Origin of the sequence: Flavobacterium plantiphilum (assembly GCF_046000495.1) — a bacterium.
GTDB lineage: Bacteria > Bacteroidota > Bacteroidia > Flavobacteriales > Flavobacteriaceae > Flavobacterium > Flavobacterium plantiphilum.
Genome location: NZ_JBELQA010000001.1, coordinates 85,982 through 103,957 on the forward strand (window position 1 = coordinate 85,982; position 17,976 = coordinate 103,957).

The following is a 17,976-nucleotide window of genomic DNA, read 5'->3' on the forward strand; positions in this document are numbered from 1 at the left end:
TGTGTTTATTTGTCTGATTAACGATTGTTGAAATTTCGTTTTTCCCACTTGATATCGCTTAATATACCTGATTTAATTCCGATAAAGAAATTCCAGTTGGCATTATTACCAAAAGGCATCCAGTTTAAACTCATTCGCCAGCTGGCTAAGTCGCGTTCAAATCGCAACTGTGTATAAGTAACCCCTTTTTGAACAAAATCATACCCTGTAGAAACGCCTACTTTCCATTTCGGTGTTAAATCGGTATTAGCAGATATCATCAGAGAGTTACCGGTAATCTTATTTTCTCTGTTGTTATTTCCATAAGTAAAGGAATAGGCAAAAGTCATATCCCATGGAATTTTAGATCTGAAAAATTCAGAAATAGTATCTTCTCCTTCTTCTTCACTGCCATCAAACATGCTTTTTCTGTTGTCTGTTAAATCGGTTGCTGTTCCGAATAAATCGTCTTCACGACCACCATTTCGGGCTGTCTGGTCTGTTTTTTTATTATTCTTATCATCACCATCTTTACTGGATAAAGCGTAGTTTAAAGTGATGTTAGCGCTAGTCATTCTAAACAAACTTCCGCCATTATCAATATTAAATGTATTAATTCTTCTGCCTGAATTATCAATTGCATAAGGATCTAATGTAGCTGCAAAGTTGGCGTTCAATTTGTTTTCAAAAAATTGTGCTCCCGTACTGACTCTCACTGGCGACCATGCTAATGTAGTGACACCATCGGCATCTAAATTATAGCTGGTAGAAAGGTTTAAATTGTTTAACAGCATCACTTTTTTCGGTTCTGTTTTAGTTGAATCCTTATCAGTTACCTTTGCTTCAAAGGTATTACTGATACTTATTCCCATGATATTTGAATTTGCTAATCCCGGTGCACCAAAAATACCGCCTTCGAATCGGGTGTATCGCTGGTCCATAGTTCCACTTGCATCTGAAGCATAGGTATCATAGTATTTTTCAAAGCTGGGTGTGTATGCATAGGATATCGATGGTCGCATTACGTGGCGGATAGCCTGAATTTTTTTGTTTTCTCCAAAATTAAAAGTACCGTAAACAGTAGTTCCTAAGCTGGCTGAGAAATTATAAGTTCTAAAGGCATCAAAACCATTTACAGTAGTATTTACCACAGTATTCTGATTTGGGTCATAAGCTTTACGAATGGTTTTTGTATACCATATTTCTTCATAATTAACTGATGTTGAAGCACTGAAATATTTAAAAATTTTAAAGTTAGTGCTTAACGGAATGCTGTGCTGAAATCCTATTTGTGCATCTTTGAACATTTCGGGTTTGAAAAATAACGAATCAGTAGTGGTGATGTAATTTCGACCGTTTAAGTTATATTGCAGGTTGATGTTTTTAAAGAATCCTTTCTTTACTCCGTCTTTCCCAACAAATGGATAGATTCTGTCCAGACTGAATTGCAATGTTGGCAACGTCATGTTGATGGATTCTGTCTGAGTATTTTGTGAATGAGTTGCTGTTAATGATAAACGAGCCTGAGGGATAATATTAAACGTTTTAGAGTAAGAAATAGAAGAACTTAATGTATTGTTTAACGATGAACCTATGTTTGACTGATTAATCGATTGTTGGAAATACTTACTGCTTCCTAAGTTAACAGAAGCAGAAAAACTTGAATTGGGATTTGCTTTTGTATCTCTGGAATGAGACCATTGAATATTGTAAATGTTTTGCTTGGAATAATCCGGATAACCTCTTTCACTATTAATCAGATTCTCAAAGCGAACATTTACGTTTCCTCTGAATTTATATCTTTTGGCATAAGAAGATTCAAATCGCATACCATAACTACCATTTGTATAATAATCGCCTAATACTGTTAAATCATAATGATCGCTTAAAGCAAAATAATATCCTCCGTTCTGCAAAGAAAATCCGCGGAGATTAGAATCATTATAGCTGGGTAATATCAAACCGGAAACACTGGTTTCTTTATTCATGGGGAAAAAAGCAAAGGGCAGCGCTATAGGGGTAGGAACATCTGCAATAACAAGATTTGTTAATCCTGTAATCACTTTTTTGCCCGGAATAAATTTTACTTTTGAAGTTCTGAAATAATATTCAGGATTTTCTTTATTAGTAGAAGTTGTAAAACGGGCACCCTTTAAAAAGTAAACAGAATCATTTTCTTTTTTTGTGATAGAGGCTTTTACATTAAATTCTCCCTGATCTGTTTTAGAGTTCCAGATTAAAGCTTTTTTAGTTTTAAAATTAAAACGTATCGAATCGGGTTCTATAATATTTGTTCCCTGTTTAAAATTTGGATATTGTGTGTATTTACCTGCTGAATCTTTAATTCTGCCCGCATAGACTTCGTTTTTTTCATAATCCATTATAATTATACCCGACTTTAATTCGATATCCTGATAATAAAGTTCGGCTTCATCATATAAAGTTGTGAGTTTTTGTTTGTTATCTAATTTGGTGTATCCTAGAGCTTTGTATTTCACTTTTCCATCCAGAAAAGCTTTTTTGGGTTTTATACTGTCATTTTCTTTTTTGATAGTGTCAGTACTAATTACCGTGTTTTTTTTAATAGTGTCAGTTGCTTTGTTTTGCTGCTTGGCAACAATGCCTTTTGTTGTTTTAATATCTTGTGAATATATGCTGGACACCCCAAATGTGAGGGAAATTGATAATAAAACGATATGAAATAAGTTTGTATGCAAAGGTATAAATGCTATTTTTGTAAAATTATGGCTTGTTTTTTGAGTTGTCAAACTTACAGATTATTTTTCGTCAAAAATAGTCAAATACAAAATTTATAAGCATAGTGTTTTTAATTAAATTAACTTTTAAAAATGAAATTTAATAGCAGGAACTTTTTTTTTATAACAATTTTAATGTTGTCAGGATTCAGTTCCGTTTTTTCTCAGAATAATAAAGTTTTTACAATCATTTTAGATGCAGGACACGGAGGGAAAGATCCCGGAAATTCTTATCACGGTTTTGTAGAAAAAAAAATAGCTCTTAAAACCGTTTTAAAAATTGGTGATTTTCTGGAAAAAGAAAAAGGAATTAAAGTCATTTATACCCGAACCTCTGATGTGTTTGTTGAACTGGCAGACCGCCCTAAGGTGGCAAATAATGCAAAAGCTGATTTATTCGTGTCTGTCCATTGTAATTCTGTTAAAAACGAAGGACCACATGGTACAGAAACTTTTGTGATGGGATTATCACGATATGATATGAATCTGGAGGTTGCCAAAAACGAAAATTCAGTTATTCTGCTTGAGAAAGATTATAAAACAAAATATCAGGGTTTTGATCCTAAAAAACCTGAAACATTGATAGGACTGACTATGGTTCAGGAAGAAAATCTAAATAACAGTATCAGTCTGGCATCAGGTATACAGAATAATTTCACAAAAAAATTAAAGCGAAATTCAAGAGGTGTAAAACAACAGCCTTTGTGGGTTTTAGACGCAGCTTATATGCCCAGTGTTTTGATAGAGTTGGGTTTTTTGTCTAATAAAACTGAGGGAGAGTTTTTAAATTCAGAAGAAGGACAAACTAAGATGGCGAAACAAATTGCCGATGCAATTCTAAATTACAAGCGTCAAAATTATGGAACAGCAGAATCAGCTTATACTGCAAATGATAAAACTGCTGATAAAAAGGACGCTGATTTATCAGCCGATTTATATAAAATACAACTTTTAGCAAGTTCGAGAAAAATAAAATTGGAACCAGGCAATTTTAAAGGATTAAAAAATGTATCTTATGAGTTTTCAAATAAGCTGTATAAATATATGTTTGGAGCAACTTCAGATTTTGCAGAAGCTAAAAAAAAGCAATTAGAAGCACGTAACGCAGGATATTTAAAAGCATTTATCGTCAGGGTAAAAAAATAGTTGGATTAGATTTAACAGATAAAAAAATAAAAGATTTTGGAATTAATAGTTAAAATTAAAAAAGTCACCGCAGTAATAATATTAATATTAGTATATAATTCAGTATATAGTCAGTCAGATGTTTTTAAAGTTACACTAGATGCAGGTCATGGAGATCACGATTTTGGAGCTTCTTATCATGGTTATGTAGAAAAAAACATTGCTTTGGCAGTTGTGTTAAAAGTGGGAAAAATTCTGGAATCCACTCCTAAAATAGATGTGATTTATACCCGAAAAACAGATGTCTTTATTGATTTAGTTGAAAGAGCTAATATTGCTAACAGAGCAAACGCTAATATTTTTGTTTCCATTCACTGTAATGCCAACAGGAATACTTCGGCTGACGGTACGGAAACATATGTGATGGGGATGACGAAGATTGCTTCAAACCTTGAAGCATCTAAAAAGGAAAACTCTGTTATTACTTTGGAGAAAGACTATAAAAGAAAGTATGAAGGTTTTGATCCTAATTCTCCGGAAACTATGATTGGTTTTACCTTGATGCAGGAAGAATATTTAGATAACAGTATTTCATTAGCCAGTAAGGTAGAAGGTCAGTTTGCCAGTTTAGGAAAAAAAATAAGAGGCGGTGGTGTAAAACAAGCTCCTTTTATGGTTCTTCATAAGGCTTATATGCCAAGAATTCTTATCGAGATGGGCTTTATTTCGAATCCTGCCGAAGGAAGAATATTGGCTTCTGAAGAAGGACAGAATGAGATAGCAAGAGCGATTGCTGATGCAATTATTAGTTATAAAAACGAATATTTTGGCTCAGGAGAGTTGGAACCAGCGGTAAAACCTTCGCAAAAAATGGTTGAAACTACAGCTCCGGAAGCAGCAGCTCCTAAAAAAGAAACTGTAGTTGAGGCAAAGAAAGATGTTGTTTTTAAAGTACAATTAGCTCTTTCGAGTAAAAAAATAGCATTAGTTCCTAAAAATTTTAAAGGATTAAAAGATTTATCTATTGAACCAATTGGTAAAAATTATAAGTATTTTTACGGTCAAACCAGTGATTATGAGACTTCAAGAGAGTTGTTAGCCGAAGCGAAAGCTAAGGGGTTCAGTTCAGCATTTTTAGTAGCATATAAAGATGGAGTTAAAATAGATATTCAGGAAGCAATTAAATAACGTCAGGTTTTAATATTTATATTAAATTTGCATTAAATACTTATATTTTGAAACTAACAAGAGAAATTAAAACAGCAATTTTAGTAATTGCATCTATATTATTATTTATTTGGGGATATAGCTTCTTAAAAGGGAAAGATCTTTTTAATACCTATACCACGCTATATGTACAATATAATAGTGTAGAGGGCTTAGCTCCCTCAGCAGCCGTTACTTTAAACGGTTTGGTTATTGGTAAGGTAGAACAGATTACAATTAATCCTAATGATGGAAAGTTATTAGTTGAATTGCAAATTAAAACCGATTTTCCTATTTCAAAATCCAGTCGTGCTGTTATTTATGAGCCAGGATTTATAGGAGGAAAGCAAATTTTAATCGAGCCAAATTTTAATGATAAAACGGTTGTAGAACAAGGTGATATGCTGGCAGGAAACGTTCAGTTAGGAATGACAGAATCCTTAAGCAAAAAATTAGTTCCACTTCAGGATAAATTAGAAAAAGTATTAACGAATATTGATACGTTAGTTACCGGAATTAATACTGTTTTAGATCAGCAAACCCAAAAAGATTTAAAGAAAACCATAGCTGAGTTAAGTAAAACAATGGAGCAATTTCATCAGGCTTCTGCGGGAATGAATTCTTTAATTACAGAAAATAAAACTCAAATTAACTCAGCCGTTTCTAACTTTAATAAAATGTCGGGTAATTTTGCTAAAATATCCGATTCTTTAAATAAAGCTGATATGGGAAAAACAGTTAAAAGTTTGAATACCACTTTAGCTAAAGTCAATGTGATTATGACAGATTTAGAATCCGGAAACGGAAGTATGGGGAAATTATTAAAAGACGAGGCTTTTTATAATAATCTTACCAAAACTACTAAAGAATTAGAATTATTGCTTCAGGATGTTCGACTGTATCCTACAAGATACATTAACGTTTCTCTTTTTGGAAAGAAAAACAAGCCTTACAAAGCTCCTGTAGATACAGTTTCTGATAGTAAATAATAACAAAATATGAGTTTTTTAGACAATATATTATTTGCAATAATTTTAATTATTAGTTTCGGCTATTTTATTTCCAATATTAAAAAAATCTATCGCAATGTAAATTTAGGAATTGATATTGACAGAAAAGACAATTCAAAACAGAGATGGAAAAACATGGCGATGATTGCTTTGGGGCAGTCTAAGATGGTTAAAAGACCTGTTGCAGGTTTTCTTCACATCATAGTTTATGCAGGTTTTGTAATTATAAATATTGAATTGCTCGAAATCATTATTGATGGATTATTTGGAACTCACAGGATTTTTGCTCCTTTTTTAGGTGGCTTCTATGATGTATTAATAGCATCTTTCGAAATATTAGCCTTACTGGTTATTGTTGCAGTAACGGTATTTTGGATCAGAAGAAATGTAATCAAATTAAAACGTTTTATAAATCCTGATTTGAAAGGATTTCCTAAAAATGATGCTAATTACATTTTGTATTTTGAAACAATATTAATGTTTTTGTTTCTTTTTATGAACGCTTCTGATTTGCATTTACAGCATGTTCCCGGAGGTTATTCTCATTTTGTTAAAGCAGGTTCCTTTCCGGTAAGCCAGTTTCTTGCGCCATTATTCAACGGTGTCAACAGTGATTTAGTAGCATTGTTTTATGAATTATTCTGGTGGTTACATATTGTAGGGATTCTGATATTTATGAACTATTTGTATTTCTCCAAACATCTTCATATCCTTTTAGCGTTCCCCAATACTTATTTTGCCGATTTGAATCCGCTTGGGAAATTTGATAACTTAGAATCAGTTACTAAAGAAGTGAAAATGATGATGGATCCTAACGCAGACCCGTTTGCAGCTCCGGCCGCAGCAGAAGGTGAGGTTCCGGCTAAATTCGGAGCCAGTGATGTTCAGGATTTAAACTGGGTACAACTGTTAAATGCGTATACTTGTACAGAATGCGGCAGATGTACTTCTGCGTGTCCGGCCAATATTACGGGTAAAAAACTATCACCTCGTAAAATTATGATGGACACCCGTGACAGGATGGAGGAAGTAGGTAAAAATATAGATGCTAATAAAGGCGTTTTTGTTCCGGATAATAAAACATTATTAAACGATTATATAACTCCCGAAGAACTTTGGGCCTGTACTTCCTGTAATGCCTGTGTGGAAGAATGTCCCGTAAGTATTAGTCCGTTATCGATTATTATGGATATGCGTCGTTATTTAGTAATGGAACAAAGTGCTGCGCCAGCTACACTAAATGCGATGATGACGAATGTTGAAAATAACGGAGCACCGTGGCCGTACAATCAGCAAGACCGATTGAACTGGAAAAACGAAATATAGTTAAATTGTTTATTCGGTAAAAACGTCTAGCCGATTAAACCATTAACAAATCAACGATTAAACAGAAAGAAATGTCAGAAAATTTAATAGTACCTACAATGGCAGAAATGCTCGCCCAAGGAAAACAACCTGAAGTTTTGTTTTGGGTAGGTTGTGCGGGAAGTTTTGACGATAGAGCTAAAAAAATAACGAAAGCATTTGTACGTATTTTAAACAATGCCAATGTTTCCTTTGCAGTGCTGGGAACCGAAGAAAGTTGTACCGGAGATCCGGCCAAAAGAACCGGAAATGAGTTCTTGTTTCAAATGCAGGCCATGATGAATATCGAGGTTTTAAATGCATATGAAGCCAAAAAAATTGTTACTGCCTGTCCGCATTGTTTTAATACTTTAAAAAATGAATATCCTGAATTGGGCGGTAAATATGAAGTCATTCATCATACCGAATTTTTAAAATCTTTATTGGATGATGGCAGATTAGCTGTTGAAGGAGGTCAATTTAAAGGTAAAAAAATTACTTTTCATGATCCCTGTTATTTAGGAAGAGCCAATAAAATATATGAAGCACCCCGTAATTTAATTGAAAAATTAGATGTAGAATTGGTAGAAATGAAACGTTCCAGAGCTAATGGATTGTGTTGTGGAGCCGGTGGAGCGCAAATGTTTAAAGATGCCGAAAAAGGGAATAAAGAAGTGAATGTTGAAAGGACCGAAGACGCTCTTGAAACCGCACCGGATATTATTGCTACAGGATGTCCGTTTTGTAATACTATGATGACTGACGGAATTAAAAATAAAGAAAAAGAAGGCGAAGTAAAGGTGATGGATATTGCCGAACTGATCGCTAATGCACAGGATTTGTAAAGGGAGTTTCTGATTTACTAAAAATCTAAAATCAACAATTTAAAATCTAAAATCAAAATGTACGTACCATTTGAAAATTTACCCGAAGAATCCAGAATCTGGATTTATCAATCTAATAGAAAATTTTCGGATGCCGAGTTTTCTGAAATTGAAAAAGATTTACAACAGTTCCTCGAAAACTGGGCTGCTCACGGAACTAGTTTGGAAGCTTCTTATCAGCTAAAATACAATCGTTTTATAATTATTGCAGTCAATCAGGAGGTACAGCTTGCTACAGGTTGCTCTATTGATGCTTCTGTAGCTTTTATTCAAAGCCTGGAGCAAAAATATCAGGTTGATTTGCTGGATAAAATGAATGTCACGTTCAAATTAGGAGAACACATTGCGCATAAACCTTTAATTGATTTTAAAAAAATGGTTAAAGATAAAGCAGTGACCGGAAACACTATTGTTTTTAATAACCTGATTAATACGATACAAGAGTATAATGAGTCTTGGGAAGTTCCCGCAATTGACAGTTGGCACAGTAGATTTTTTTAATAAAATAAAAAGGAGGAAAATTTTTCTCCTTTTTTTATGCTTTGTTTTTGCAGTATTAATAGTTAGTTTTAACTTAATTTAACTCTTTTTTAGTCCTTTTTGAGTATTTTCGTAATACTAAATTTTATACATGAAAATAGCAATAGTTTGTTATCCTACCTTTGGAGGAAGTGGTGTTGTCGCTACTGAATTAGGTTTAGAATTAGCCCGTTTGGGACATGAAGTTCATTTTATTACCTATAGCCAGCCAGTGCGTTTGGCATTATTGAATCCCAATGTTCATTATCACGAAGTAAATGTTCCTGAATATCCTTTATTTCATTATCAGCCGTATGAATTAGCTTTATCAAGTAAATTAGTTGATATGGTTAAACTCTATAAAATTGATGTCCTGCATGTGCATTATGCCATTCCACACGCTTATGCGGGGTATATGGCGAAGCAAATGCTTAAAAATGAAGGGATCGAAATACCAATGATCACGACTCTTCACGGAACTGATATCACTCTGGTAGGAAATCATCCGCATTATAAACCGGCAGTAAGTTTTAGTATCAACAAATCAGATGTAGTGACTTCTGTGTCCCAAAGTTTAAAAGACGATACCTATAAGTTGTTTAATATTAAAAGAGATATTCATGTAATTCCTAATTTTATAGAATTAGAAAAAAACAATATAGAATATAATGTTCCTTGCCAGCGAACGCTTATAGCCAAACCTGAAGAACGAATTATTACTCACATTTCTAACTTTAGAAAAGTAAAAAGAATACCGGATATTATTAGAATATTTGATAAAATACAACAAAACATCCCGGCTAAATTACTAATGGTGGGCGATGGTCCGGAGAAAGAAAAAGCCGAAATTTTATGTCAGGAACTGGGGATATTAGATAAAGTAATCTTTTTTGGGAACAGTAATGAAATCGACAAACTGTTAAGTAATTCCGATTTGTTTTTATTACCATCAGAGACGGAGAGTTTTGGATTAGCTGCCTTAGAAGCTATGGCTTGGGGAGTTCCTGTTATTTCCAGTAATTCAGGTGGTTTACCGGAGGTGAATTTTGAAGGAGTTTCCGGGTATTTAAGCAAAGTAGGAAATATTGATGAAATGGCTCAAAATGCATTAAAAATTCTGAAAGATGATGCCCTTTTAGCTCAATTTAAAGAAAATGCTTTATCAGTAGCCAAAAAATTTGATATCAAACATATTTTACCTTTGTATATTGATATTTACGATAAAGCAATAAAAAAGTATAATAAAAAGACGAAACATTCCAGTAAGCCTTCATAATAAAATAGTCATATAAATGAAAAATATTCTTCTTTTATCAGCCCTTGCTTTAGTATTATTTTCCTGCGGAACAAGTAAGAAAACAAATAGTTACGCTAACCGTATGTATGAGGTTTTGCTGCAACAGAATGATGGAGGCGGGAACATTCACTTTTATGAAATTCTTTCCGAAGCTGATGAGATTAAAATGTTGTTACATGATGAAAAACTAAAGGGAAAGATAAATGCTGCTGATGTACAACAATCTAATTTTGTAATTTTAAATATGGGTGAAAAGCCTACATCCGGATATGCAATAGCAATTGACAGCGTTATCGAAACCGATGAAAATATTGTAATAAAAGTACGTGAAATAAATCCTGATCCAAATGCGATGCTAATGCAGGTTATTACTTATCCTTATACAGTTGTAAAAATTAACTCGAAAAAGAAAATTATTATAAAGTAATTTTTTAGATAATTATCAGGAATACTCAGATACATTAACTTCCAATTTATTGATTTTTCAAAATTAACAAATGTCACGTAGTTAAATTTGTAAAAAAATATAACGTGGAATTAAAGTTCAATTCCACGTTACATAAAAAAGCAACAATTTTATAAATACCTGGGTTGCAACGAAAATATATTATTTATCGAAACCTGATATTTGCCTTTTAACTTCAAATCTTTGCTGTAACGTTTCATTCGAATCATCAGGCAGTTTTCCTCCCACAGAAATAGTAAACCAACCGGGTTCAATTACGCGCTCACCTTTTTTATTTATCAGAGAAAGTTGTCTGGGACTGATTGTAAAATGAACTGTTTTTGTTTCTCCACTTTTAAGGTGAATGCGTTCAAAACCTTCTAATTGCCATATTGGTCGGGGAGTAGAAGCTTTTTCATCTTTAAGATACAGTTCAGCTACTTCATCACCATCATACGTTCCTGTATTAGTTATGTCAACAGATACTTTAAAATCTTTTTCAGGGTTATTCATTTTTGGAACTTGCAAGTTGCTATATTTAAAAGAGGTATAACTTAACCCAAAACCAAAAGGGTACAATGGTTTTTTGTTAAAATAACGATAAGTACGGCCTTTCATGTCATAATTTTCGAAATCAGGAAGCTGGTCAGCCGATTTGTAATAAGTAACTGCTAATCGTCCAGCAGGATTATAATCACCAAAAATTACATCGGCAATTGCATTTCCGCCCTGTTGTCCGGGATATCCGGCGGTAAGGATTGCAGGAACATTATCGTTTGCCCAGTTAATAGACAGAGCACTTCCGTTTATCAGTACTAGAACCACCGGCTTTTTTGTAGCAACCATCGCCTTCATTAGTTCTCTTTGATTAACAGGCAGGTCAAGACTGGTACGGTCTCCGCCTGCAAACCCATCAGCTTCAACTTTCATTTCTTCACCTTCTAAGCGTTCATTCAATCCCAAAACTAATACTATAGCATCCGCCTGGTTAGCAACATCCGTAGCCTGCTGAATTAAATTTTCTTCTGGTTCTGCCCATAAAAGCTGAGCAATAGCATCACCATAGAAATTCTGGTATTTTACTTCTATTTTGTATTTTTTTCCTGCTTCTAGTGCTATTTTTTGAGCACGAATACGGGGATGGTGATTGTTTTTTCCACCGCTAGTTTCTCCTCCTTCAATGTTTACAGTCATATAAGGTTTTGACCATTCAGATATACTGTAAGTTCCGGTTTTTGGTGCTACAATATATCCCGTCCATTTTACACTGTAATTACCCATTTTCATGCGTGGGTCAGGAGTATTTATATCCCAGTGAAAATCTATATTATCATCTGTACGGCTAAAAAGAGGTTTTCCTTCCCATTCTTTATTGTCAAAATAATGAGCTGTTAAACCCTGTTTACCGTTTTCATTTTGAAAATAAACTGATGGAATCACTTTCATTTCTGGTACTCCTTTAGCCAGATCAGTACCTTTGGCATATAGCACATTTGTATTTGGTTCTAATTTGTTTTTAATGCCTTTTAATACGGTGACAGGATTGCTTGGAATACCGCTGTAATTGCCCCATAAAGATTGAACATCATCAGCATTTGGACCAATAACGGCAACAGTTTTTATTTTTTTAGAAAGAGGAAGTGTCTGATTCTGATTTTTTAATAAAACAATACTTTTCTGAGAAGCCACTCTGGCAAGATAATCGTGTGCAGGACTGTTGTTGACAGCATACGGAATCTGAGCATATTTTACCCTGTCTTCCGGATCAAACATACCCAGCTTAAAGCGGGCAGTAAAAAGACGTTTTAACGTAATATCAATGTCAGCTTCAGTAAGTAATTTAAAATCTAATGCTTTTTTTAAGTCTTTAAAACTACTTCCACATTCTAAGTCTAATCCGTTTTTTACGGCTAATGCCGATGCCGATGCTGCATCATTAGTAATTTTATGGTATTTCCAGATATCGGTAACAGCACCACAATCAGATACAATGTATCCATTAAAGCCCCAGTCTTTTCGAAGAATATTAAATAAAAACGGACTCGCACTGGCTGATTCTCCTCTAAAACGGTTATACGCACCCATGATCGAGTACACATGTCCTTCTTTTACCAGAGTACGAAATGCCGGAAGGTAAGTTTCATATAGATCAATGTCGCTGGTTTCAGCATTAAAATGATGGCGTGAAGGTTCAGGGCCAGAATGAACGGCATAATGTTTAGCCGTTGCAATTACTTTTAGATACTTAGAGTCGGTGCCCTGCAAACCATTTACAAAATTTAGTCCAAGTTGTCCCGTAAGATAAGGATCTTCTCCATACGTTTCATGTCCGCGACCCCAGCGAGGATCACGGAATATATTGATATTGGGTGACCAGAAAGTCAATCCCTGATACATACCATGTTGTCCATTTCTTAAATATTCGTGGTGTTTGGCGCGCGCTTCATCCGAAATGACAGTGGCAACGTCTAAAATTAACTGTCGATCCCACGAAGATGCAATAGATATAGATTGTGGAAAAACAGTGGCATAACCAGCACGGGCAACTCCATGTAAGGCTTCATTCCACCAATTGTATTGCGGGACATCAAGACGGTCAATTGCCGGTGAAGAATCCATTAACTGACTTATTTTTTCATCAATAGTCATTCTCGACACTAAGTCATTTACTCTTTGTTCAATTGGTAAATCCGGATTCTTATAAGGAAATTGTTTTTGTGCAAAGGTGCTTAGTGTTAAAAGACTAAATAATAACACCCCAATATGTGTTTTTGTCATTAATTTTTGGTTTAAAGGTTTTAGTTATATGAAAATATAAAATTTAATTACTGATCTAACAAATTTAGTTTTTAAAATATTCACTGGATTGGGTTAAATAACTATTTTACAGGTGAAGTAAAGCTTTTCGTTAGGTTTGAACTATTGACAGCATATTAAAATGGAGACAAAATGCTATTTAAAGGGTGGTAAATTGCTAGCAGGAAGTCATGATTTATGTTCCAAAAGTAAATTTGATACATTTGTACATCCGGTAATAAAAAAATAATAAATTTTGAAAAAAAAAATACTTCTTACTTTATTGTATCTGATTATTGAGAATTGTTTGGCTCAGCCTGTCGGAGTTTTAAAACATTTTTCTCATGATGTAAAGTTGAGTCAGTCAAATATTCTCGAGATTCAGCAAGATTCTAAAGGATTTATTTGGTTGGGTACATATAATGGTCTGATAAGGTATGACGGTAATAATTTTCAAAATTTTGAAGTGGTTCAAAAAGGAAGACTAAACTTGGCTTCTAATCGTGTTTCCAGTTTTAAATTTGATAAAAAAGGCAGAATTTGGATAAAATCTGAAAAAAAGGAAGTGTATTATTTTGATACTGCAACTCTTAGTTATCATTTTCCATTAGAAGAAAAAAATAATGCGTTTTCAAAATATTTCATTGTTGATTATAAAGTAATGCCTTCAGGAAGAGTATGGTTATCTTCTCAGAACAGCAGTAATTTGATTGTTTTAGAACCCAATAATGAAAAAAGAATCATTTTATTTAATTCCTCTAAACTTAAGGGAACAAGAATTCAGGAAATATTTGAAGATGCCATGGGAACTACATGGTTCTTAACAAAATATGGTATTTGCAGGTTAAAGAAAACAGAGATTCATCCTGAATATATGTTTTTTAATATGACCGGGCTTTCGGGAAAATCATATTCAATCAATACTGTAATGGAATTAAATGATGAATTATGGTTTGGGGGTACTAATGGAAAACTGATACGATATTCTAAAACCACAAGTACTTTTTTTGATGTTCAACTTCGTATTGATTCAAATATCACTAAAATTAAAAATGTTACAGCTGCAAAAATCTTGATTTTTACAGCCTCTTTGGGAATTTATTATTACGATATAAAGTCAGGTAAATCAACAATCTATAATAATAAAACGGTTGCAGGATTCCCTAATGGAAATATCAATTATATGGGGATAACCAATGAAAGAGAATTATGGTTTGATAACTCAGAATCGGGGATTTATCAGTTTAATTTAGAGACAAAAAAAGTAACACATCTCCATAGTGATATAAGTGACCCTACGGCGGCTAAAGTAAAAAGAAAAACTTTTTTCCTTACCGGAGCTGATGGAACCATCTGGATTCAGCCTAATAGAGAGTCGTTGTCTTACTGGGATCAAAAACAAAATAAATTGCTTTCGATATCCCATTGTATAAAAGAATCTATTGATGAAGCTTCAGATGTTATGCACGCAACAGCATTTGATAATCAGGGAAACTTATGGTTTTGTTCTTTTAGAAAAGGATTGGATTTAATAATTTTTAATAATCCCGTTTTCTCTACACTGAAATCAGATTTGTCTAAACGTAAACAGAATAATAATGTAAGAGCTTTAATGGAGGACAAAAAGAAGAATTTATGGGTTGCCAGTCGTTCTCAGAAAATTACAATATTTGATTCTGATAAGAAAAAAATAGGATATTTAGGATCTGACGGAACTTTATCGGAAAACAGTCCCGGATGGGGAGCCGATATCTATGCAATTTTTCAGGATAATAGCAGTAGAATATGGGTAGGAACCAGAGGAAATGGTTTATTTTGTTTGATACCAACAGAAAAACCGTTTAAATTTAAAGTGCTTCATTATACTTACAATGAATTAAATCCTTTCAGTATCAGTGCAAACGATATTTATAAAATTTTCCAGTCTGCTTCGGGTAAAATTTACCTGGCCACATGGGGAGGCGGGGTAAATCTTGTGCAGGAAACAAATCAAGGAATACGTTTTATTAATTACAGAAACATCTGGAAAAATTATCCTATAAAAATTGCTGATAGGGTACGCTCGATAGTGGAAGATAAGTATCAGCATTTATTTTTTGTTTCGTCGTATAATCTGTTTTCTTTTACAGAACAGAATAAAATTTCTGATAAATTAGAATTTAAAGAATTTCCTCAGGTTTCAGGCAATGATATTCTGGATATATTAGTGACTTCAGACAATAAATTACTGTTAGGAACTAATGGAAAAGGGATTCAGGTAGCTGATCTGAACAGGAAAAGGGAGCTGAATTTTCAAAATTTTGCTACAGAGAACGCTAATTTTCCTATGGATGAAGTCATAGGTATGCAGGAAGACAAGTCGGGCAAAATCTGGCTGATGGGGGACAATCAAATTGTTCGTTTTGATATTAAAAAAAATACAGCCGAAACATTTCCTAAAATAAAAGCACTTATTGAAAATGAAATTTTTTCAGAGGCAACAAAATGTCGTCTTGCTAATGGTCAGATTGTACTGGGGTATTCTGATGGTGCAATTTATTTCAATCCTGCTCATATTCCTTCTTTTGATTTTAAACCCTATTTGGCTATAACAGGATTTGCTGTTAATAATAAAGAACTCTATGAAATAAATCCTAAAAACCCTAAAAATCCGGATTTACTGAAAAAGGTTGTATTGGAACATGATCAGAATTTCTTAAGAATTCAGTTTGCTGCTTTAGATTATATCAAAAATGAGAATGTTGTTTATCAGTATAAGTTAGAAGGAGTTGATAAAGAATGGAATTATATAAAAGGCGGACAATCCATAAATTATACCAATTTAGGAAGGGGGAAATATACACTTTTACTGTCTTCTACAAACAGCCATAATTTATGGGTAAATAATCAACGAGAAATAGAAATCACCATACGTCCTTCAATGTGGTGGACCAATTTTGCGTTTGTATGTTATTTTTTGATAGCTATCGGTCTTTTTATTTTGATAAGACGAATTTTTTTAACCATCATAAAATTACGCAACGATGTACAAATTGAACAGGAATTATCAGAGTTAAAACTAAGGTTTTTTACGGATATATCACATGAAATAAGAACACCGCTTACTATGATTACAGCGCCGTTAGAAAAAATGCTGTCAGATAAAACAATTTCCGATTCGGTTAAAATTCAGCTTCAGGGTATTGAACGGAACAGTAACAGACTTTTAAATCTGGTAAATCAAATTTTAGATTTAAGAAGAATTCAAAACAAAAGATTAGAAGTCTCTGAGATTAATGTAGTGGATTTTGTTTCGAACGTTTGTGAAAACTTTAGAGAAATGAGCTTACAGCAGAAGATACGATTAGAATTAAAAATCAAAGCTTCGGATTTGAAAGTGTGGGCTGATTCAGATAGTCTGGATAAAATTTTAGTAAATTTAATTTCAAATGCATTTAAATATTGTCATAAAAATGATGTAATTAAAGTAATCATTGGAGAAACCGATAAGCATATTTTTATAAAAGTCAAAGATAACGGACCGGGAATTAGTCCTGTACTTCAAAAACGACTATTCAGACGTTTTTCCAATTACAATGAAAACCCCAATAACCCCAGTACCGGAATTGGACTTTCGATAGTAAAAGATTTGGCAGATAAGCATAAAGCTACTATACTGGTGGATAGTGAACCTAATAAAGGAAGTTGTTTTCAGCTTTATTTTTTAAAAGGTTATGAGCATTTTAATCATGAAGCAGATCTTGTATTTCAGCAAACAGATAAAGGTTCATCAGAAGCAGCTAAATCAGAAAATAAAAATATACTTCCGGTATCAGTGGAAATGAACAAAAATAAACCATCAGGATTAATTGTGGAAGACGACCCGGAGTTAAGAGCTTTTATTGTTTCGGTTTTAGAATCAGATTATAGTATACATATCGCCGAAAATGGTATACAAGGACATTTAAAAGCAACAACATTGAATCCGGATTTTATCATTAGTGATGTAATGATGCCCCAAATGGATGGGATAGAAATGCTAAAATTAATTAGAAATAATATTGCGACAAGTCACATTCCGGTAATTTTGCTTAGTGCTAAATCTTCTGTTGAAAGTAAATTAGAAGGAATGGAGTATGGAGCAGATGAGTATTTGACCAAACCATTTGAACTGAGTTATTTAAAAGCCAGAGTCAAAAATATTCTGGAACAACGGAAACGTCTTCAGTTTTTATATTCTACAGGTAATATTACTGAAATTCCAATCGAAAAAACTTTACAGATTTCTAATCAGGATCACAAATTCATGTTTCAGGTAATCAAATTAGTAAAGGATAATATTTCTAAAACTGATTTTTCAGTTGAAGAATTAGGTAAATTGATGTGTATGTCACGGGCAAGTTTTTTTAATAAATTAAAAGATCTTACGGGAGTATCGCCTGTAGTATTTATTCGGGACATAAGATTAAATGAAGCTGCGGAGATGCTTAAAAAAGAAGACATGTTAATAAAAGAAATATGTTTTGAAGTAGGTTTTAATGATTTAAAATATTTTGGAAAATGTTTTAAATCCAAATTTAATTATACCCCGGCAGAGTACCGTCGTCTTTATAAATAATGGATTTAGTTGTGTATT

At 33.3% G+C, this 17,976-nt stretch carries 11 protein-coding genes; 9 read left to right on the forward strand and 2 right to left on the reverse strand.

The annotated features are described in order from the left end of the window. Nucleotides 1-17 precede the first annotated feature (17 nt). Entirely contained in the window at nucleotides 18-2,747 is a 2,730-nt protein-coding gene (locus ABS764_RS00405) for a putative LPS assembly protein LptD (protein WP_408078829.1), read from the reverse strand. An 81-nt stretch (nucleotides 2,748-2,828) separates the two neighbouring features. Here ABS764_RS00405 and ABS764_RS00410 point away from each other — a divergent pair, with 81 nt between their 5' ends. From ABS764_RS00410 to ABS764_RS00445, 8 genes are all read left to right on the forward strand, one after another. Beyond that, nucleotides 2,829-3,881 carry an N-acetylmuramoyl-L-alanine amidase family protein gene (locus tag ABS764_RS00410; protein ID WP_408078831.1) on the forward strand — a complete coding sequence of 351 codons (1,053 nt, stop codon included), beginning with the start codon at nucleotides 2,829-2,831 and terminating at the stop codon, nucleotides 3,879-3,881. 45 nt (nucleotides 3,882-3,926) lie between these two features. Continuing rightward, the gene (locus tag ABS764_RS00415) at nucleotides 3,927-5,048 is read left to right on the forward strand and encodes an N-acetylmuramoyl-L-alanine amidase family protein (protein WP_408079738.1); all 1,122 of its coding nucleotides are present in this window, start codon (nucleotides 3,927-3,929) and stop codon (nucleotides 5,046-5,048) included. A gap of 47 nt (nucleotides 5,049-5,095) precedes the next feature. Continuing rightward, complete coding sequence (locus ABS764_RS00420; RefSeq protein ID WP_408078833.1) at nucleotides 5,096-6,055, forward strand: MlaD family protein; 960 nt, start codon at nucleotides 5,096-5,098, stop codon at nucleotides 6,053-6,055. A 9-nt stretch (nucleotides 6,056-6,064) separates the two neighbouring features. Next, on the forward strand, nucleotides 6,065-7,402 hold the full coding sequence (locus ABS764_RS00425) for a 4Fe-4S dicluster domain-containing protein (protein ID WP_408078835.1): 1,338 nt from the start codon (nucleotides 6,065-6,067) through the stop codon (nucleotides 7,400-7,402). Between the two features lie 71 nt (nucleotides 7,403-7,473). Continuing rightward, on the forward strand, nucleotides 7,474-8,265 hold the full coding sequence (locus ABS764_RS00430; protein WP_408078837.1) for a (Fe-S)-binding protein: 792 nt from the start codon (nucleotides 7,474-7,476) through the stop codon (nucleotides 8,263-8,265). Nucleotides 8,266-8,322: 57 nt separating this feature from the next. Further along, complete coding sequence (locus ABS764_RS00435; protein WP_408078839.1) at nucleotides 8,323-8,805, forward strand: ABC transporter ATPase; 483 nt, start codon at nucleotides 8,323-8,325, stop codon at nucleotides 8,803-8,805. A gap of 130 nt (nucleotides 8,806-8,935) precedes the next feature. Further along, complete coding sequence (gene bshA / locus ABS764_RS00440; RefSeq protein WP_408078841.1) at nucleotides 8,936-10,099, forward strand: N-acetyl-alpha-D-glucosaminyl L-malate synthase BshA; 1,164 nt, start codon at nucleotides 8,936-8,938, stop codon at nucleotides 10,097-10,099. A gap of 16 nt (nucleotides 10,100-10,115) precedes the next feature. Continuing rightward, nucleotides 10,116-10,547: a protease complex subunit PrcB family protein gene (locus tag ABS764_RS00445; protein ID WP_408078843.1), complete on the forward strand. Its 432-nt coding sequence runs from the start codon at nucleotides 10,116-10,118 to the stop codon at nucleotides 10,545-10,547. 180 nt (nucleotides 10,548-10,727) lie between these two features. On the opposite strand, the gene ABS764_RS00450 is transcribed toward ABS764_RS00445, so the two are convergent. Further along, complete coding sequence (locus ABS764_RS00450) at nucleotides 10,728-13,343, reverse strand: beta-glucosidase (RefSeq protein WP_408078845.1); 2,616 nt, start codon at nucleotides 13,341-13,343, stop codon at nucleotides 10,728-10,730. Nucleotides 13,344-13,617: 274 nt separating this feature from the next. On the opposite strand from ABS764_RS00450, the gene ABS764_RS00455 reads away from it, so the two are divergent. Continuing rightward, nucleotides 13,618-17,958 (forward strand): hybrid sensor histidine kinase/response regulator transcription factor, encoded by a 4,341-nt coding sequence (locus tag ABS764_RS00455; RefSeq protein ID WP_408078847.1) that lies wholly within the window; start codon nucleotides 13,618-13,620, stop codon nucleotides 17,956-17,958. Nucleotides 17,959-17,976: the final 18 nt, after the last annotated feature.